Annotated in this window: 13 protein-coding genes, 3 tRNA genes and 2 pseudogenes; 15 read left to right on the top strand and 3 right to left on the bottom strand. The window is 31.6% G+C overall.

Annotated elements, in window-relative coordinates; genetic code table 11:
* The first annotated feature begins 109 nt into the window (after window positions 1-109).
* Window positions 110-1,243 carry a molecular chaperone DnaJ gene (gene dnaJ, locus A4A67_RS00105; RefSeq protein WP_067568931.1) on the top strand — a complete coding sequence of 378 codons (1,134 nt, stop codon included), beginning with the start codon at window positions 110-112 and terminating at the stop codon, window positions 1,241-1,243.
* 99 nt (window positions 1,244-1,342) lie between these two features.
* Here dnaJ and rpsT read toward each other — a convergent pair whose 3' ends face one another.
* Window positions 1,343-1,636, bottom strand: coding sequence for a 30S ribosomal protein S20 (gene rpsT / locus A4A67_RS00110; protein WP_408605903.1), 294 nt, complete (start codon window positions 1,634-1,636; stop codon window positions 1,343-1,345).
* Window positions 1,637-2,060: 424 nt separating this feature from the next.
* On the opposite strand from rpsT, the gene ileS reads away from it, so the two are divergent.
* The 7 genes and pseudogenes from ileS (at window position 2,061) to ydgT (ending at window position 10,775) form a co-directional block, all read left to right on the top strand.
* Window positions 2,061-4,886: an isoleucine--tRNA ligase gene (ileS, locus tag A4A67_RS00115; RefSeq protein ID WP_067568936.1), complete on the top strand. Its 2,826-nt coding sequence runs from the start codon at window positions 2,061-2,063 to the stop codon at window positions 4,884-4,886.
* A 1,226-nt stretch (window positions 4,887-6,112) separates the two neighbouring features.
* Window positions 6,113-7,099, top strand: a pseudogene (recA, locus tag A4A67_RS00120) (recombinase RecA); the annotation flags it as partial.
* A 160-nt stretch (window positions 7,100-7,259) separates the two neighbouring features.
* Complete coding sequence (gene alaS, locus A4A67_RS00125) at window positions 7,260-9,893, top strand: alanine--tRNA ligase (RefSeq protein ID WP_067568943.1); 2,634 nt, start codon at window positions 7,260-7,262, stop codon at window positions 9,891-9,893.
* Window positions 9,894-9,902: 9 nt separating this feature from the next.
* Window positions 9,903-10,079, top strand: coding sequence for a carbon storage regulator CsrA (gene csrA / locus A4A67_RS00130; RefSeq protein WP_067568946.1), 177 nt, complete (start codon window positions 9,903-9,905; stop codon window positions 10,077-10,079).
* Between the two features lie 149 nt (window positions 10,080-10,228).
* A tRNA-Ser gene (locus A4A67_RS00135) sits at window positions 10,229-10,318 on the top strand.
* 28 nt (window positions 10,319-10,346) lie between these two features.
* Window positions 10,347-10,420: transfer RNA gene (locus A4A67_RS00140), tRNA-Arg, on the top strand.
* A gap of 139 nt (window positions 10,421-10,559) precedes the next feature.
* Window positions 10,560-10,775, top strand: a complete 216-nt coding sequence (gene ydgT, locus A4A67_RS00145; protein WP_067568959.1) for a transcription modulator YdgT — start codon at window positions 10,560-10,562, stop codon at window positions 10,773-10,775.
* Window positions 10,776-10,791: 16 nt separating this feature from the next.
* Here the strand turns inward: ydgT and tyrS are convergent, their stop codons facing one another.
* Window positions 10,792-12,066: a tyrosine--tRNA ligase gene (gene tyrS, locus A4A67_RS00150; RefSeq protein WP_067568961.1), complete on the bottom strand. Its 1,275-nt coding sequence runs from the start codon at window positions 12,064-12,066 to the stop codon at window positions 10,792-10,794.
* A 521-nt stretch (window positions 12,067-12,587) separates the two neighbouring features.
* Here tyrS and rnt point away from each other — a divergent pair.
* Window positions 12,588-13,244, top strand: coding sequence for a ribonuclease T (gene rnt / locus A4A67_RS00155; RefSeq protein WP_067568964.1), 657 nt, complete (start codon window positions 12,588-12,590; stop codon window positions 13,242-13,244).
* 599 nt (window positions 13,245-13,843) lie between these two features.
* On the opposite strand, the gene A4A67_RS00160 is transcribed toward rnt, so the two are convergent.
* A complete protein-coding gene (locus tag A4A67_RS00160) occupies window positions 13,844-14,110 on the bottom strand; it encodes a BolA family protein (RefSeq protein ID WP_067568967.1) in 267 nt (88 codons plus the stop codon).
* 488 nt (window positions 14,111-14,598) lie between these two features.
* On the opposite strand from A4A67_RS00160, the gene A4A67_RS00165 reads away from it, so the two are divergent.
* The 6 genes and pseudogenes from A4A67_RS00165 to ftsH all read left to right on the top strand — a co-directional run.
* Complete coding sequence (locus A4A67_RS00165; RefSeq protein ID WP_067568970.1) at window positions 14,599-15,228, top strand: riboflavin synthase; 630 nt, start codon at window positions 14,599-14,601, stop codon at window positions 15,226-15,228.
* A 113-nt stretch (window positions 15,229-15,341) separates the two neighbouring features.
* Window positions 15,342-15,674, top strand: coding sequence for a Grx4 family monothiol glutaredoxin (gene grxD / locus A4A67_RS00170; protein ID WP_067568973.1), 333 nt, complete (start codon window positions 15,342-15,344; stop codon window positions 15,672-15,674).
* A 171-nt stretch (window positions 15,675-15,845) separates the two neighbouring features.
* Window positions 15,846-15,922: transfer RNA gene (locus A4A67_RS00175), tRNA-Pro, on the top strand.
* Between the two features lie 457 nt (window positions 15,923-16,379).
* Window positions 16,380-16,856 carry a transcription elongation factor GreA gene (gene greA / locus A4A67_RS00180; RefSeq protein ID WP_067568975.1) on the top strand — a complete coding sequence of 159 codons (477 nt, stop codon included), beginning with the start codon at window positions 16,380-16,382 and terminating at the stop codon, window positions 16,854-16,856.
* Window positions 16,857-17,006: 150 nt separating this feature from the next.
* The gene (gene rlmE / locus A4A67_RS00185; RefSeq protein WP_067568983.1) at window positions 17,007-17,636 is read left to right on the top strand and encodes a 23S rRNA (uridine(2552)-2'-O)-methyltransferase RlmE; all 630 of its coding nucleotides are present in this window, start codon (window positions 17,007-17,009) and stop codon (window positions 17,634-17,636) included.
* Window positions 17,637-17,676: 40 nt separating this feature from the next.
* Window positions 17,677-19,527, top strand: a pseudogene (gene ftsH, locus A4A67_RS00190) (ATP-dependent zinc metalloprotease FtsH); the annotation flags it as partial.
* Window positions 19,528-19,985: the final 458 nt, after the last annotated feature.

The following is a 19,985-nucleotide window of genomic DNA, read 5'->3' on the forward strand; positions in this document are numbered from 1 at the left end:
TTAATTATATAGCGGCGATTAATAATCCAGCTTACCCCCGGATAAACAGGCACGGGCGTAGAGTTTCCTCAACGCCCGTGCCCTCATTTTAAGGGCAGAAGATACGACAATGGCGAAATCAGACTATTATAAGATTTTAGGCATTTCCAGGAATGCGGAAGAGCGTGAAATCAAAAAAGCCTATAAACGCCTGGCTATGAAATTTCATCCGGATCGCAATCCAGGCAATACCGAAGCTGAAGCAAAATTCAAAGAAATTAAAGAAGCTTATGAAGTTTTAGCAGATACACAAAAACGTGCTGCTTATGATCAATATGGTCACTCAGCTTTTGAACAAGGTAGTGGGGGAGGTACTAGTAGTTTTCATGGAGATTCTAGTGGAACAGATTTTAGCGAAATATTTGGTGATGTATTTGGTGATATTTTTGGTAGTAGCCGTCGTCAACAAGCTAACCGTGGAGCAGACTTACGCTATGATATAGAACTTTCTCTTGAAGAGGCAGTGCGCGGTGTAACACGGGAAATACGAATTCCAACTTTAGAAGAATGTGATATTTGCCATGGTAGAGGTACTAGAAAAGGAACTTCTGCTGTACGTTGCCCTACTTGTAATGGACAAGGTCAGGTACAAATGCGCCAAGGTTTTTTTTCAGTACAACAGACATGTCCCACTTGTAAGGGACAAGGTAAGATTATTAAAGATCCTTGTATGAAATGTCAGAGCCATGGAAGAATAGAAAAATTTAAAACTATTTCAGTAAAAATTCCTGCTGGAGTAGATACTGGTGATCGTATTCGCTTGTCAGGAGAGGGATACTCTGGTGATGCTGCTGCTGGAGATCTCTATGTGCAAGTACAAGTACGTAAACACCAGCTTTTTAAAAGAGAACAAAATGATCTTTACTGTGAAGTACCGATTAATTTTGCTATGGCGGCGCTAGGAGGGGAAATAGAAGTTCCGACACTTAACAGCCGTGTTAAATTAAAAATTCCAGCAGAAACGCAAACTGGTAAATTTTTCAGAATAAGGGGAAAAGGAGTAACATCAATCCGTGGTGGATCTCAAGGAGATTTAATTTGCCGAGTAGTTGTAGAAACTCCTGTAAAACTTAACGAACATCAGAAAAAATTGCTCTCTGAGCTGGAAGCTAGTTTTCAAGGTTTACGAGGAGATCAAAATAGTCCCCGTTCCAAAAACTTTTTTGATGGTGTTAAAAATTTTTTTGATGATTTAACACGTTAAATATACTTCTCTATTAAGAGAAAATTTCCAGATTGTTATTTTCGATCACCGGTGTTCAAAATGCCGGTGATACTGAGTTTTTTACTTTTAAAAAGTAATCTATTTATTATTTGTTATTCGTGTTATTTTATTATTTTGTATTAAAGCATTAATTTTAGCATTAAGAATTGATTTATAACGAGACGCTTTATTTTTATGTATTAATCCTTTACTAGCCTTCCTATCAATAATCTTTTGCATAGCAGAAAAAGCATTCTGTGCAGCTTCATTATCGCTTGATGCAATAGCAGTATATACCTTTTTCAAGAAAGTTCTAATCATTGAACGATTGCTTGCATTATATTGACGACGCTTTTCAGCTTGTACGGTGCGTTTCTTAGCTGAACTAACCAATATTAAACTCCAAAAATTATTAAAAATAAGTTAATAGACAGATTAAATATTCTTTTAAAAGGAACTTATATATATATGAAACAATTAATTAATAATGAATAAATTATACTATGAGTATACATTATTTTCAAACGCATTATAATTTATTTTATAAAAATATTTTCATAATCAGAATATTATAATTCTGACTATTTATTTAGTAGTAGTTTATTTAGCTAGATAAATTCTGCTATGTAAGTAGCAAATATATTATCGACTAAAAGTTTTTTTGCTAATATTATTTAATAATTATTGATACCCAATAAAAAAATAATGAAAACTTGGTTGATTCTTTTATCGATTTAACCCTGTTAAATATCCAGAACTATTTTAGTCAAATACCTAAGAATGCTAACAAATACTAAAATAAGGAAGATAGAATTTAATGAATAATTACAAAAAATATACTCTAAATTTACCTGATACAAAATTTCCTATGCGGGGTAATTTAGCCACGCTTGAACCTAATATTCTACAACGCTGGTATAGTCATGATCTTTATGGAATTATTCGTCAAGCAAGAAAAGGTAAAGAAAAATTTATTTTACATGATGGCCCTCCGTATGCTAACGGCAATATTCATATTGGTCACTCGGTTAATAAAATTCTTAAAGATATCATTATTAAATCTAAAATATTAATGGGTTATGATTCACCATATGTGCCCGGTTGGGACTGCCATGGTCTTCCAATTGAATTAAAAGTAGAACAAATTATCGGCGGCAAGCCTGGTAGTAATGAAATTAATGCTTCTGATTTCAGAGCTTCCTGTAGAAATTACGCTGCAAAACAGGTAGCTAAGCAGCAAAAAGATTTCATTCGCCTAGGTATACTAGGTGACTGGAAACAACCTTACTTAACAATGAATTTTACTATAGAAGCAAATATAATTCGTGCACTTGGTAAGATTATAGCTAACGGTTATTTGTATAAAGGTGCTAAGCCAGTACATTGGTGTATTGATTGTTGCTCTGCGCTTGCAGAGTCAGAGATTGAATATTATGAACATACTTCACCGTCTATTGACGTTACTTTTGAAGCTGTAGATTCCCTAGTTGTAGCTAAGAAGTTTAAAGTTACTGAATTCAAAAATAAAATTTCAATAGTTATTTGGACAACTACACCATGGACCCTACCAGCTAATCGTGCTATCGCTATTAATCCTAACTTAGACTATCAAATAGTAGAAATTAATGGAAAATATTATATTTTAGCCGCTGATTTAGTTAAGAATTTCATGTTAAGAACCAATATTAAGCATTGTAAAATACTGGGAACTGCTAAAGGTAGCGATCTTGAGTTTCTCAAATTTCGTCATCCATTTATGACCTTTGATGTATCAGTTATTCTTAGCAATCATGTAAATTTATCTACTGGTACAGGAGTTGTACATATAGCTCCAGGACACGGGTTAGAAGATTATATCTTAGGTCAAAAATACGGTTTAGAAGTTGCCAACTTAGTTGGTCCTGATGGTTATTATCTATCTGGTATTTTTAATAAACTTAACGGGATACAATTTTTAAAAGCAAATGACATAATAATCGAAATATTAAGTGCTAAAGGCGCTCTAATACATGCAGAGAAACTGCAACACAGTTATTCACACTGTTGGCGTCATAAAACACCAATTATATTTCGTACTACTCCACAGTGGTTCATTAGCCTAGATCGACTAGATTTGCGTAAAAAAATATTAGAAGAAATTAAAAAAGTAAAGTGGATTCCTAATTGTGGTCAGGAAAAAATTGAAACTATGGTAGCTAATTGTCCAGACTGGTGTGTTTCACGTCAACGTACTTGGGGGGTACCAATGGTATTATTTTTGCATAATAAAACTAAATTATTACATCCCCGCACTATAGAAATAATAGAAGTAGTAGCACAATTGGTAGAAAAAAAAGGTATTCAAGCTTGGTGGGATTTAAACCCAATCGATCTTCTTGGTGAAGATGCTGTTCATTACCATAAAGTACAAGACATACTTGATGTTTGGTTTGATTCTGGTTCTACATATTTTTCTGTAGTTTCAGTACGTCCAGAATTTGAAAAATCTACACCAGATCTCTATTTAGAAGGTTCTGATCAACATCGTGGTTGGTTTATGTCATCATTGATAATCTCAACTGCTATGTACGGTAAGGCACCATATCGTCAGGTACTAACCCACGGATTTATTGTTGACGGAAAGAGTAGAAAAATGTCAAAATCCGTAGGTAATGTAATAAGTCCTCAACAAATTGTAGATAAACTAGGAGCTGATATACTGCGACTATGGGTAGCTTCATCAGATTACACAGGAGAGATGACAATCTCTAATGAGATACTTAAAAGATCAGTAGACATCTATCGTCGTATACGTAACACTACACGTTTTTTACTAGCTAATTTAAATTTTTTCGATCCCCAAAAACATATTGTAAATCCGGAAAACATGATATTGTTAGATCGCTGGGCTGTTAGCTGTGCACTAACGACTCAAGAAGAAATTATAGCTGCTTACAATAAATATGATTTTCATAATGTGATACAGCGCATAATGCAATTTTGTTCAATTGAAATGGGTTCTTTTTATCTAGATCTTATTAAAGATCGTCAGTATACAGCTAAAGCTGACAGCATTGCCCGTCGTAGTTGTCAAACTTCATTATATCATATTAGCGAGGCAATTGTTCGTTGGATAGCACCTATTATGTCATTTACCGCCGACGAAATTTGGGGATTTATCCCTGGAAAAAGAATGCCGTATGTATTTACCGAAGAATGGTATACAGGACTATTTAAAATCGATTCTAACCAACAATTTAATGATATTTATTGGCGTACCTTGTTACAAGTACGTAGTGAAACCAATAAAATTATAGAGATAGCACGTGCTGATAAGCGCATTGGTGCTTCACTAGAAGCTAGTGTTATACTTTATGCTAAACCTTATCTTGCTACTTTGCTGCGTCAATTAGGTAATGAACTTTATTTTGCTTTACTAACTTCAAATGCTGTGATAGCAGATTATGATGATGCTAGCGATGATGCTATGCAGTGTCAAGGATTAAAAGATTTAAAGATTACCTTAACCAAGGCTAAAGGAAAAAAATGTCCGCGATGCTGGCATTATGAATTAAATATTGGTCATAATACTAATTATCCAGAAATTTGCAGTCGCTGTATTACTAATATTGCTGGACCTGGTGAAAAACGTCAATTTATATGATTTTATGATTTCAGTAATCAGCTGGTGGTGGATATTTGTTTATTACTTTTAGTAAAACAAGGGCTTCTAATAACTCTTAGTTAAGATAGCTGAAAAATTTTATTGTTATTGTATGTAAGTATGATTATTAAGGATTATATTATGATGTAATATCGTTAAAAAAAATTTTTCAATAATATAACGGTAATTATGTAATAACTGTAGGGTACAGTCAAGATAGTTAGATTATCTTGATGGGTAATTAGTATACATGGAATTTTGCAGATAAGATACATCAATTTTTCTTGATATAAGAAAATTTAAATATTTTTTGCTATCCAACCCAAAATACTAGCAGTAAAATTTACTGTTGTAATAATCTTTACAAAGAGAACTTCAATAAAGGAAAGAGTATCCCTTATGCCCCATAATAATATTAGAATTGAGAATTCAGTTTCTTAAATGTTAGAATATTTTTTACTATAAAATAGTTACCAGTACAGATCAAAATTAATTAGTAAGATACTTGTTTTATCTCATTTCTTTTTGACTTTACCATTTTATATAGTAGATAATCTTGATTTTTGTTTCATATATTAAAATTACTTACTGCGTAGAAGCAGCTTCTTAGTTCTACTAGAGCCAGATCAATTATGAAATAACAAAATTATTTGAGAAAAGTATTTCGTTAATTATTCAATATTATACGATAATTAACTAAAAATTTGTCTGGGTTTTTGCAAAGATTAGCTAGTAGTAAAATAATAAAACCAATTTAAAATAGACCTTTATTTTTAATCTCTTAGTTAAGATAATTTTTCTATACAATTACTTTACTGTATTAGTAATGCATGCTAACTATCATCTGTTAATTAACAATTATTTATTATAAATATCTAATTTCTTTTTTCTAGATACAAGATAATTGTATTGTATAACATTACTTATTAGATTTAGATATTTAAAGTTTACGATGAATTGTCTTCTTAAGAAATTAATTTCTTTAAATTTAATAATAAATTTTATCCATAAAGAATTTTTTTAAAAATTGTATTAATAATGTTTTAATCTTATTAAAACATTTAATTCTTTAATTTTTAGTAGAATCTAATTCTAAATTTTAATAAATGATTATTGAAAATCATTCAAATATTTATTTAATATTTATTAATTTTAATAAATATCATCTGTTAGATATTGACAAAATATTAGTAATAATAACGATATCTATATTTAGAGGAATTAAAATGGTTATTGATGAAAATAAACAAAAAGCATTATCTGAAGCGTTAAACCAGATTGAAAAACAATTTGGTAAAGGATCAATTATGCGTCTAGGTGAAGATCGCTCTATGAATGTTGAAACAATATCTACAGGTTCTTTATCTTTAGATATTGCTTTAGGAGCTGGGGGGTTGCCTATGGGACGTATCGTAGAAATATACGGTCCGGAATCATCAGGTAAAACAACCATGACCCTACAAGTTATAGCTTCAGCACAGCGTAAAAATAAAATTTGTGCCTTTATTGATGCTGAACACGCTCTGGATCCTATATACGCTAAAAAAATTGGGGTGGATATTGATAATCTTCTGTGCTCTCAACCAGATACTGGAGAACAAGCGTTAGAAATATGTGATGCACTTACTCGTTCTGGTGCCGTAGATGTTATTGTTGTTGACTCTGTTGCTGCATTAACACCAAAAGCAGAAATAGAGGGTGAAATTGGTGAATTACATATGGGACTAGCAGCTCGTATGATGAGCCAAGCCATGAGAAAACTTGCAGGAAATTTAAAAAACGCTAATACTCTATTGATTTTTATTAATCAGATCCGTATGAAAATCGGCGTTATGTTTGGGAATTTGGAAACTACTACTGGTGGCAATGCTCTAAAATTTTATGCATCAGTTCGTCTAGATATCCGTCGTATTGGTTCAGTAAAAGAAGGAGATGTAGTAGTTGGTAGTGAAACACGAGTTAAAGTAGTAAAAAACAAAATTGCTGCTCCTTTTAAACAGGCAGAATTTCAAATACTGTACAGTGAAGGAATTAATATTTACGGTGAACTTATTGATCTAGGAGTTAAATACAATTTAATAGAAAAATCTGGTGCTTGGTATAGCTATAATGGTGAAAAAATTGGTCAGGGGAAGACTACTGCATGTAATTTTTTACATAATCAATCAGAATTAGCTGTAGAAATAGATAATAAATTACGTGATATACTGTTGAAGTAACATAAATATAATAAAAAAATATTTTTTTACTGTAAAAAAAAAATTTAGCGTCATTTACACTTGTTAAAGTTTTAAAAAATATTGTAATTTTCACTAATGGCGAGAAGTTTCTTAAATTTTATGGATAATTTATCTATCTAACTTAGAGATAACTATGAGTAAGAGCATCGATGAGATACGTCAGGAGTTTCTTAATTTTTTTCATAGCAAGGCACATCAAATTATAGCTAGTAGTTCGTTGGTGCCTAATAACGATCCCACATTGCTTTTTACTAACGCCGGTATGAACCAGTTCAAAGATGTATTTTTAGGAATAGATAATCGTTCTTATCGTAGAGCTACTACGTCACAGCGCTGTGTACGTGCTGGTGGCAAGCATAACGATTTAGAAAATGTAGGCTATACTACTCGTCACCATACTTTTTTTGAGATGTTAGGAAATTTTAGCTTTGGAGACTATTTTAAATATGATGCTATACGATTTGCATGGGAATTATTAACTAGTAAACAATGGTTTAACCTACCCCAAGAGAAATTATGGGTGACAGTTTATGCTACCGATTATGAATCATATAATATCTGGACTAATGATATTGGAGTACCTTTGAATAGGATTATCCGTATCGGAGATAATAAAGGTATTGCCTATAACTCGGATAATTTTTGGCAAATGAGCGAAACTGGACCTTGCGGGCCATGTTCAGAAATATTTTATGATCATGGGAATCATCTTTTAGGAGGTCCGCCGGGAAGCATAGATAACGATGGAGATCGTTACATTGAAATTTGGAACTTGGTATTTATGCAATTCAACCGTCAGTCTGACGGAACTATGCTTAATTTACCAAAACCTTCAGTAGATAATGGTATGGGTCTAGAGCGTATTGCTGCAGTATTACAAAATGTTGACTCGAATTATGATATAGACTTGTTTAAAAAACTTCTTGACGCTGTAGCTTTGGTAACAGGCACAAATAACATTAATAGCAAATCTTTACGTGTTATTGCTGATCATATTCGCTCTTGTGCTTTTATTATCAGTGATGGCGTTGTACCTTCAAACGAAGGTAGAGGATATGTACTACGCCGTATCATTCGCCGTGCGATACGCCATGGAAATATGTTAGGAACTAACAATACTTTTTTTTACAAACTAGTTGCACCACTCATCGAAGTAATGGGTAGTGTTGCGAGTAACTTAAAAGTACAGCGATCAATAGTAGAACAAATTCTTCGTACTGAAGAAGAGCAATTTAATCGCACACTTAAACGTGGTTTAACGCTATTAGATGAAGAGCTAGCAAAATTGAATCCTGGGGATTCTCTTAAGGGAGAAACTGCTTTTCGTCTTTATGACACCTATGGTTTTCCTTTGGATTTTACTTTAGATATTTGTCGTGAACGTAACTTAGACGTGGATCAAACAGGATTTAAATCATCTATAGAAGCGCAGCGTAAACGAGCTCGCGAATCACGCAATTTTAGAGATTACTACAGTAATTTACTGCCATTAGAAGAAATATCTTACTTCTTGGGATATGAACAACTGAAACATCAAAGTAGAGTAATCGCTATCTTCCACAATGGTCATCCAGTAGATATAATCTGTAATGGAGAAGAAGCAATAATAGTACTTAAAGAAACACCATTTTATAGTGAGATGGGTGGACAGGTTGGAGACCAAGGTGAATTAAAAGCTGCTTCTGGAAGTTTTGAAGTAATAGATACTCAGAAATACGGTAATACCATTGGTCACTTAGGTAAAATGAGTTACGGTGAAATAAGAATAGGTATGAATATTACCGCACAAGTAAATGAGATTCGTCGTCAAAGTATTTGCTTAAATCACTCGGCTACACATTTACTACATGCAGCGTTACGTCAAGTGCTTGGCCCCCATGTTCAACAAAAGAGTTCTTTAGTAAAAGATAAATACTTACGTTTTGATTTTTTCCATAGTAAAGCTATGAAACTAGAACAAATACGCCAGGTAGAAACTATTGTTAATAAATATATCAGACGTAATATATCTATTAAAACAGAAATTCTAACTCTAGAAGAAGCCTGTAAAAAAGGAGCCATAGCATTATTTAACGATAAATACGATAAATATGTAAGAATGCTGAGTATGGGCGATTTTTCTAAAGAATTGTGTGGAGGAACTCATACAAGTCGTACTGGAGATATTGGACTCTTTATGATTACTAAAGAATCAGGCACTGCTGCTAATATACGTCGTATTGAAGCTGTTACTGGAGAAGAAGCAATAATATTATTTCATCAACAAAATAATTTATTAAACCAAGTTACACAATTAATAAAAAGTGATAACCAAACCATAGTGAATAAGGTACGAACACTGCAGGAACATTCTCGCCAGTTAGAAACATATATTAATAAATTAACAAATAAATATGCAATACAACAAGTTCTATCTATTAGCCATAATGTTCGTAATATTAAAGGAATTAAAGTTTTAGTAACTCAATTAGATAATGTTGAATCTAAAGTGTTACGTATTATGGTAGACCATTTAAAAAATAAACTGGGTTCTGCTATTATTGTTCTGGCTACAATGATAGCAGGTAGAATCGATCTAATAACCGGTGTAACTAAGGATTTAACTGATAGAATTAAAGCATCTGATATTATTCTTCATATAGCACAGCAGGTAGGTGGCAAAGGTGGTGGCAGAGCAGATATAGCACAAGCTAGTGGTGGTAAGAATACCCATACATTAGCCACTGCATTAGCAAGTGTAGAAGCTATCATTTTAAACAATTTTTAAGGAAACAAAATGCTTATTATAACTCGTAAAGTTGGTGAAACCTTAATAATTCGTAATAAAATTATAGTTACTGTTTTAAGCGTTAAAGGCAACAAGGTTCGTATTGGTGTTAATGCTCCTAAAGAAATTTCTGTGTATAGAGAAGAAATATACGACCAACCTATCCAAGCTAATAATAAAGCGTAGCAGAATCTACTAAAAATATTTTTCTATATTCTTAAATAAGAAGAATTTTAACCTAAATAAAAATAACTAATTATAATATAAAAATAGTTTGACTTATCTAAGATAGATAAATTAATATTTAGTTTGCTATTATATAGTTAAATAGCATGGGTGAGGTGGCCGAGAGGCTGAAGGCGCTCCCCTGCTAAGGGAGTATACAATAAACAATTGTATCGAGGGTTCGAATCCCTCCCTCGCCGCAAGAATATAATATACACAATACACAATGCATCCGTAGCTCAGTTGGATAGAGTACTCGGCTACGAACCGAGCGGTCGGAGGTTCAAATCCTCCCGGATGCATCATCAATTTTTGTGTACTTATTATTTTATATTTAAATTTTGAAAAAATTGATATATATTCTATAATATATACTGTAAATTTTATGTTTTACATTACTATCTATTCTAAATAGAGATAGATCTACTATAAAAGTAATAAATGACTACCTACGATTATTTACTTAAGTTTCGTAAATTAAAAAATTCTGAAAGTTTAGAAAAATTATTCGATTACTTAAATTCTTCCATTAAAAATGATGTGGAAATTATAAATATGTATAGGGCAGCAGATCATCGCCGTGCTGAATTGGCTGCCGGTGGCAGGTTATTTAATCTAGGACAAGTACCTAAAGAAATTTGGCGTTATGTAGTGTAATTATTTTTATTCAAGTTTATTGCCAATAAAGCAGAAAATTATGTTTTTTACCTCTTCGTAATAAAGTATAATGACCATATAGCCTGTCAGATTCTTTAAAAACATAATTTTCTGATGTTTGTTTTTTCCCGTTTATGGCAATAGCATTGGACTTTATCATAGTGCGAGCCTGTCTTCTCGACAATGCTAAATTAGATACTAGCAACGCCTGCTGTAAATCTACTAGATGACTATCAATAACTACTGTAGGTATGCCGTCCTGTGCCATTTGATCGAAATCATTCTTAGTTAATTTCGCTATATTTCCGGTAAATATGCTGGCAGTAATACGTTTTGCAGCTTCTAAACCATGCTTACCATGAATTATACGAGTTATCTCTTCGGCTAAAATAGCTTGGGCTATTGGTGCTTTATTGCTATCTAGATCCGCTTTTTCTAGCGCTTCTATTGTCGATAATTCTAGAAAGGTAAAAATCTTTAAAAAGAAATATACGTCGTTATCAGCGGTATTAATCCAGAATTGATAGAATTTATATGGGCTCGTTTTATTGGGATCTAGCCAAACAGTACCAGATTCGGTTTTACCGAATTTAGTGCCGTCTTTTTTATTTATAAGTGGTAACGTAAGACCATATACAGTGTTGTTATTTAATCTACGTGTTAAATCGATACCAGAAGTGATATTTCCCCATTGATCAGATCCTCCAATTTGAAGTGCTACGCCATACTTTTTGTTAAGGTATGAAAAATCATATCCTTGTAAAACGTTATAAGAAAACTCTGTAAAAGAAATCCCACTAGTACGTTTTAAACGTTGCTTTACCGTTTCTTTGTTAATCATCTTATTAACAGAAAAATATTTCCCAATATCACGCAAAAATGTCAGGACGTTTATTGAACGAAACCAATCATAATTGTTTACAACGATAGCGCTATTATCACCACAGTTAAAGTCGAGAACTGATGACACTTGATATTTAATTTTTTCTACCCATTCATGAATAATTTCCAGAGCATTAAGCTTACGCTCAGTAGTTTTATAACTGGGATCTCCAATAATACCTGTAGCACCACCTACTAATGCTATCGGACGGTGACCAGCTAGTTGAAAGCGAATCAAGCAAAATAATGGGACTAAATGTCCTAAATGTAAGCTGTCAGCGGTGGGATCGAAACCACAATATAAAACTATTGGTCCTGAAGCTAATCTATCAGCTAGATCTTTTTTATTTGTAACCTGAGCAACAAATCCTCGCTTCTGCAATTCTTGCAGAAGGTTATTGCTTACCATTAAAAACTCCATTATAAAACTAAAAATAGAATTATTCTGTTAATGCAAGATACTGTTTTATATTTAAAAGATAAATTTTAAAATAAAAGAACTTCTATAACAAAATATTTTCTTATTTAAGAAAAAATTTCTTCGGGAAAAGAAAGTTATTTAGACAACATAAGTTGATATGATATACATAAATTTTTTGATACTCAAGTTAGTTTTTTAACTTATAGAATTAATTATGATACTGATATAATAGAGATGCTAATAATAATAGGTTGCCAATTAATATTTTATTTCTTGATAAAGCATCATCTATAAAATATGGAATATTTCCATAATTTACTTTACATTATAAAATAATTAAATATATATTTTATTTTGTTTTCTGATTAGATAACTAAACAATATTAACTATTTCATAGTTCTGAAGCTATAGCTAGAAGCAGATATAGACTAAATGGTATGGAAATTTATCAATAGATACGAATCTATGCCATAAAAGCGATTAAAATCTCTATTAAGATAACATAAAAATGGATAAAATAGTAAAAATAGAAAATATCAATACCCTCAGCATTCGCTTTAGAGGCTTTTATCCGGTGGTTATTGATGTAGAAACAGCTGGGTTTAATGCTGGAACTGATGCTTTATTAGAAATAGCTGCTGTAACATTAAAAATGGATAAAAAAGGATGGTTACATGCTGACAATACTCTTCATTTTCATATTGATCCTTTTCCTGGCGCGCAGCTACAACCAGAAGCTTTGGCATTTAATGGTATAGATCCGTTAAATCCTTTACGAGGTGCTGTTACTGAGCACGAGGCTTTATATAAGATATTTAAAATGGTACGTAAAGGTATTAAAGAGCACGATTGTAATCGTGCTATTATTGTAGCTCATAATGCAGCTTTTGATCATGATTTTTTAATGGTCGCTGCAGAACGTGCTGATTTAAAACACAACCCATTTCATCCTTTTGTTACTTTTGATACAGCAGCATTGAGTGGACTAGTTCTGGGACAGACTGTATTAGCAAAAGCTTGTAACGCTGCTGGTATAGAATTTGATAATAACGAAGCTCATTCAGCATTATATGATACTGAACGTACAGCAGCGCTGTTTTGTGAATTAGTTAATCGCTGGAAACGTTTAGGTGGCTGGCCGGTAGAGATACATACCATGACCTAAATACTATAAATACTCTCAAACATAATCAAATTATTAATACAGTAAATAAAAAAATATCAATTTTAATAAATTTTTAAATATTTACTTAGATTTTTTATCTTCTAGATATCAGCAAGAACCACGATTAATATGATAATTAAGTTCCAACCCATTCTACTGTTTTTATAACTGTTATCGTAGCACTGACGCTAATTATAGTTGTACTTGCAGATAAAGTTTGTTTGTAAACATTAATCACTTTTTTTATAGTAGCTTTGCTGCTATGCTGCTCCAAACTACTAACATATAAATATCACCACGTTGATGGTACGTAGACGGACTATTATCAACTTGATGTTTCTTGGAGGACTGCACACATAAGAACCATTTGTTTCTCAGATTACAGCAGTGTCTATCTCTATCTTACTAGTACCATCAATATCTTTAAAGTTGAAGATATTTTGTTTTGTATCTAATGTTTCGGCAAATGCCGCATTTTTATATGGGAATCTTATAAATTAACTACTTAACTCTTAGTAGGTACTTTAATACTAAAATTAGTTACTAATACTGCTATTTAAAATACTTTTGAATAACTTTAACATCAAAAAAATTTTTTACTATGTAAAAATTCCCCCAATTTTAAATTTACGATAAAATTGCCACTCTTTTGGAGTGTATACTTTAATTGATAAAGCGTGAATACGTTTCTTTAAAATATGTTCCATAAGTGGTGTATAAATAATCTGCTGTTTTTTAACTGAGCTCATATCAGCGAATAACTCGCTAACTGCAATAATCTTAAAATGTCTGCCGGTGACGTTTACATAAACTTCATCTAATGCAATATTTTTCATCAGTAACTTTTTTATTTCACTTATTTTCATATATAAATTTTATTTGATAATATTTATCATTAGGAATAATATAGATAGCAACGTGAATAGTGATCAATATTTTATATAAATAATCCTCTGTTCTCTTGCTATTCTAGTGATTTAGAATTTATCTATACAGCAGTAGTATAGGTATTAAAATATTACATAGGTATTATCTATCATTACAGCGATAGATTTTTATTACTTTATTTTAAAAATAATTTTAATAAAAATTATTTTAATTTTTTATAGAAATTAGTAATTCTACTATGTAAATAGTACATAATATGTATATATAAAAATATAAATGTGAATATAATAAATTTTATCTTTTAAAAAAACAATATGGTGCTGATTAATAAATTCTAGCAGACAAGAGAACCTAATAATTTTACTTATCATATGCTGCATGATTTAGGTATGTATAAAGGTAGGTAAAATTAATATTTACTAATAAGTTTAACTAATCGTTAATATTTTTTAGATAAGGAAAACTTATGTTTACTGGTATAATTCAATCTACGGCGCCCATTATCGCGATTGAAGAAAAAAAGTTTTTTCGTACTCATTATATACTATTACCTGTAGAGTTATTACCAAACTTGAATATTGGAGCTTCAGTAGCACATAATGGTTGTTGTTTGACAGTTACTGGTATTAATGGTACTTTAATAAGTTTTGATCTAATGAAAGAAACGTTAAGACTAACTAATTTATGCCAGCTTAAAGTAGGTGATGAAATTAATATAGAGAGAGCGGCAAGACTTCATTCAGAAATTAGCGGTCATCTAATATCAGGACATATTATTTGTATTGCTGAATTAATGAAAATTATTATATCAGAAAATAACCGACAACTGTGGTTTTCATTACACAATTATACATTAATAAAATATGTTTTGCATAAAGGATATATTGCCTTAGACGGTATTAGCTTAACAGTTGGAAAAGTAGTTAATAATTGCTTTTGTGTACATTTAATACCTGAAACATTACTACGTACTACACTAGGTAAAAAACTACTAGGTTATAACGTTAATATCGAAATTGATTCGCAGACGCAGTTGATTGTTAATACTGTAGAGCGGGTCTTCTTAGCAAAGAGTAATCATAACTTTTGTTATTGAAAAATAATTTACTCTCTGAAACTGATATTTAAGTATATGTAAGAATTTAAGTTTCATAAAAAAATATGTTCTTAACTGTTTGTTATTAACAAATTAATTGTTAGAAGAGAAACATGAATATTAAAAAAATTAAACAACAAATAAAAGAAAATAAAATACTTCTTTATATGAAAGGATCCCCAAACTGTCCCAGTTGTGGTTTTTCTGCTAAAGCAGTAGAAATTATTTCTAAATACGTAGAAAATTTTTCTTATATTGATGTACTAATTAATCCAGATATTCGTGTTGAATTACCTAAATTAGCTAACTGGCCTACATTCCCACAACTATGGATAAATGGTAATTTTATTGGTGGATGTGATATAATTATTGAGATGTACCAAAATGGTGAATTAAAAGAAATTATTAATAATCTACGATTAAATGCAGTTAACAACCAACCATAAGAATAATTATTATTATGGAAATTTTTGAAATTAGTGCGTGCTAGATTGCTATCTTCTAGAAAAAATAAGAATAAATTATCTTACTACGATTCTACTGTATTAGATGGTTATGGATATGTACTAACTACAGATTTACTCTGGGGATTAAACAGAGTATAATAATTTTCCGTACGGTGAGTGGCGCAGTCTGGCAGCGCAATACGTTCGGGACGTATGGGTCAGAGGTTCAAATCCTCTCTCACCGACCAATGGTGCTGTAATTATCATTTTCTATACTATTTATAATTTATCACCTGTATTCACAAGCAAAGTGATAGTTATCTATTTTATCTAGTTATTCGTCTTTACAAGACGTTATCTAAATAACATTTAAAATGAATCCATATATTCTTTTCTGCTTCATTCCTAGATACATAATCTATTCTCTTAAGAGATTTATTATCGACCTCTAAAAATTAAATTTTAATTATCTAATTTAAAGGCATCTTGTGAAATGAAATATTTCTTAAATGCAGAATAATTTTTAACTACAACTAATAATAAAACGATAAAATACTGTTATTTGTTTCTAAGAGCATCATTTTGCAAAAAAAATAATAAAGAAATTATGCGATAAGTTCTTCTGCTGATACATTTTTATAGTGTATGTTATATCTATAATATAAAATTATATCAAAATTTTTTATCTCGAGGTGTGTAATTATTATGAATAAGATTCCTATGACTAGGCGCGGCGCGGAAAAACTCCGTAAGGAACTTGAATATTTAAAAAATGTTTGCCGACCTAAGATTACCAGATCTATTGCTGATGCTCGTGAATATGGTGATTTAAAAGAAAATGCTGAGTATCATGCTGCTAGAGAACAACAAGGATTTTGTGAATGCCGAATAGAAAAAATAGAAACTAAATTATTTAATGCACAGGTGATAGATGTAACTAAGCTTACCCCGAACGGCAAAGTTATTTTTGGGGCTACAGTTAGTGTAGAGAATCTTAATAAAAAAGAAAAAACAAAATATTGCATTGTCGGTGATGATGAAGCTGATTTTAAACAAAATCTAATTTCTATTAATTCTCCTATAGCTCGCGGACTTGTTGGAAAAATAGAAGGAGACATTGTAGTTATTAAAACTCCTAGTGGAGTAGTAAAATATAAGATACTTAGTGTTGATTATTTGTAAACTTACTAGTTAGATATCTCTCAACAGAAATAAAAATTTTTTTACTAATATCTCTTAATTTAAGTAATTCTTTTCCTATAAATACAAAATATATATGAATATATTTATTAAATCTTGCTAAAGTTAATTTTAAGTAATTAATATATAAAAATGACTACTAAAAATCGTTCTACAAGTTCTACCCGTTGGCTACAAGAACACTTTAATGATAAATATGTTCAGCAGGCACAAAAAAAACAACTGCGTTCTCGTGCTTGGTTTAAACTTCATCAAATACAACAAAGTGACAAGCTATTTTATCCAGGAATAACTGTAGTAGATTTAGGATCTGCCCCTGGAGGTTGGTCTCAATATGTTGTTATGCAAATAGGCAATAAAGGTCGTGTTATTGCTTGTGATATTCTACCAATGGATTTAATAGTAGGTGTAGATTTTATACAAGGTGATTTTCGTAACCCATTAGTGTTAAAGTCTTTGATGGAAATTATAGGTAAAAAAAAAGTGCAGGTAGTACTATCAGATATGGCTCCTAATATAAGTGGTATTCCAGCAGTTGATATACCTAAAGCTATGTATCTAGTAGAATTAGCACTGGAAATGTGTCTAGATATTCTTGCCCCCAGTGGTAGTTTTTTGGTAAAAATGTTTCAGGGAGAAACTTTTGATAAGTACCTGCATACAATACGTTCTCTTTTTAAGAATGTCAAAATTCGTAAACCTGAAGCTTCTCGGAACCATTCACGAGAAGTGTATATTGTAGCGAAAGAACGTAAATTCTAGTATCTTAACTTTAATTTATATATCATATGAGGTTAATTCCTTGAGTGACATGGCAAAAAACCTAATTATTTGGTTAATTATTGCAGTTTTATTAATTTCTGTATTTCAGAGTTTGAGTCCCCACGAATATAATAAACGTCAAGTAGATTACTCTACTTTTATGTCTGAATTAAATAAAGATCAGGTTAAAGAAGCACGTATTAATGGTCGTGAAATCACAGTTATTAAAAAAAATAGTAATCGCTATATTACTTATATTCCTATAAATGATCCTAAGCTTCTTGATATTCTTTTGACAAAAAGCGTGAAAGTTGTCGGGGAGCCTCCAGAAGAACCCAATATTATAGCATCTGTATTTATCTCTTGGTTTCCGATGTTATTACTCATTGGGGTCTGGGTTTTCTTTATGCGGCAAATGCAAAGCGGCAGTAAAGGTGCTATGTCTTTTGGTAAAAGTAAGGCTAGAATCCTTACTGAAGATAAAATGAAAATAACATTTGCTGATGTTGCTGGTTGTGATGAAGCTAAAGAAGAAGTTAGTGAACTAGTAGATTACTTGCGTGAACCAAGTAGGTTTCAAAAACTTGGGGGAAAAATTCCTAAAGGAGTTTTAATGGTAGGTCCTCCTGGTACCGGAAAAACATTACTAGCCAAAGCTATTGCTGGTGAAGCTAAAGTTCCTTTTTTTAATATTTCTGGTTCTGATTTTGTAGAAATGTTTGTGGGAGTAGGTGCGTCTCGCGTTCGTGATATGTTTGAGCAAGCTAAGAAAGCAGCACCATGCATTATCTTTATTGATGAAATTGATGCAGTAGGACGTCATCGTGGTGCAGGACTTGGTGGTGGTCATGATGAACGTGAACAAACTCTAAACCAAATGCTTGTTGAAATGGACGGATTTGAAGGAAATGAAGAAATTATCGTTATTGCTGCAACTAATCGCCCAGATGTTTTAGATCCTGCTTTACTTCGTCCTGGTCGTTTTGATCGTCATGTGGTAGTGGGACTACCAGATATTAGAGGAAGAGAACAAATTTTGAGAGTGCACATACGTCATGTGACGCTTGCACCTGATATAGATATCTTAGTTATTGCGCGTGGGACACCTGGATTTTCAGGTGCAGATTTAGCTAACCTAGTAAACGAAGCCGCTCTATTTGCAGCCCGTGGTAGTAAACGCATGGTATCAATGATAGAATTTGAAAAAGCAAAAGATAAAATTATGATGGGCGCCGAGCGCCGTTCTCTGGTAATGACCGAAGCACAAAAAGAGTCTACAGCTTATCACGAAGCTGGACATGCCATCATTGGTCGTCTGGTACCAGAACATGATCCAGTTCATAAAGTAACGATTATTCCGCGCGGTAGAGCCCTTGGGGTTACATTTTTTCTCCCAGAAAGGGATACTATCAGCGTTAGTCGCCAAAAGTTAGAAAGCCAAATATCTACCCTATATGGTGGTAGGTTAGCAGAAGAAATTATTTATGGTTCAGAAAATATTTCTACTGGTGCTTCTAACGACATCAAAGTAGCAACATCTATTGCCAGAAATATGGTAACTCAATGGGGTTTCTCTGAAAAATTAGGTCCTCTTTTATATACAGAGGAAGAGTGCGAAGTATTTCTGGGACGCTCAGTAGCTAAGTCAAAACATATATCAGATGAAACGACACGTATCATCGATCAAGAAGTGAAATCATTAATTGAACGAAATTATATACGTGCACGTACACTATTGATTGATAATATAGATATCTTGCATGCAATGAAAGATGCATTAATGAAATATGAAACTATTAACGTATTGCAGATAGATGACTTAATGAGCCGTAAAGTAGTTGGTACCGCAGCAGGAGGGGATAATGTTGTTTCTGGTACTAATTGTAGCGAAAGAAAGTACATCAATTGTGCCTTAAATAAATTAACTACTAATAAATAGTAATTAAATAAATACTATAAGAGTCTATCTTTGTAGATAGATATAAAAATTAGAGACTATTTATTAATTTTTTTCTAGAGATGAAACCAATCAATTTTAATGATAGAATTTATCTATTAATACTCAATAATATTTTATTCAAACTGAATTTGATTTTTCTTCTCTATGTAAAAATAGAATACAACTTGATCATAGTGCAAAAAAGTATTATCATATATAATATATTTAAGAAAAAAAATATTTTTACTATTAATTACTGATAGTAATCATCATATTTATGATTTAAAATTTATAATGATAAACTCATTTATTAGAACTTATATTGGTAATGATTAACAACAAATAATTTTGAAATTAAGTAATATTATTTTCTTTACTACCCTAATTTTTATTAGGCTACTGGTATTTTA

The organism is Candidatus Mikella endobia, from assembly GCF_900048045.1.
In the GTDB taxonomy this organism is placed as follows: domain Bacteria; phylum Pseudomonadota; class Gammaproteobacteria; order Enterobacterales; family Enterobacteriaceae; genus Mikella; species Mikella endobia.

Excerpts from the sequence above, each read along its gene's own strand:
- A4A67_RS00165 (WP_067568970.1), top strand. The coding sequence starts at position 14,599 with ATGTTTACTGGTATAATTCAATCTACGGCGCCCATTATCGCGATTGAA.
- dnaJ (WP_067568931.1), top strand. The coding sequence starts at position 110 with ATGGCGAAATCAGACTATTATAAGATTTTAGGCATTTCCAGGAATGCG.
- ydgT (WP_067568959.1), top strand. The coding sequence starts at position 10,560 with ATGACTACCTACGATTATTTACTTAAGTTTCGTAAATTAAAAAATTCT.
- alaS (WP_067568943.1), top strand. The coding sequence starts at position 7,260 with ATGAGTAAGAGCATCGATGAGATACGTCAGGAGTTTCTTAATTTTTTT.
- tyrS (WP_067568961.1), bottom strand. The coding sequence starts at position 12,066 with ATGGTAAGCAATAACCTTCTGCAAGAATTGCAGAAGCGAGGATTTGTT.
- ileS (WP_067568936.1), top strand. The coding sequence starts at position 2,061 with ATGAATAATTACAAAAAATATACTCTAAATTTACCTGATACAAAATTT.
- rlmE (WP_067568983.1), top strand. The coding sequence starts at position 17,007 with ATGACTACTAAAAATCGTTCTACAAGTTCTACCCGTTGGCTACAAGAA.
- A4A67_RS00160 (WP_067568967.1), bottom strand. The coding sequence starts at position 14,110 with ATGAAAATAAGTGAAATAAAAAAGTTACTGATGAAAAATATTGCATTA.
- greA (WP_067568975.1), top strand. The coding sequence starts at position 16,380 with ATGAATAAGATTCCTATGACTAGGCGCGGCGCGGAAAAACTCCGTAAG.
- csrA (WP_067568946.1), top strand. The coding sequence starts at position 9,903 with ATGCTTATTATAACTCGTAAAGTTGGTGAAACCTTAATAATTCGTAAT.
- grxD (WP_067568973.1), top strand. The coding sequence starts at position 15,342 with ATGAATATTAAAAAAATTAAACAACAAATAAAAGAAAATAAAATACTT.
- rnt (WP_067568964.1), top strand. The coding sequence starts at position 12,588 with ATGGATAAAATAGTAAAAATAGAAAATATCAATACCCTCAGCATTCGC.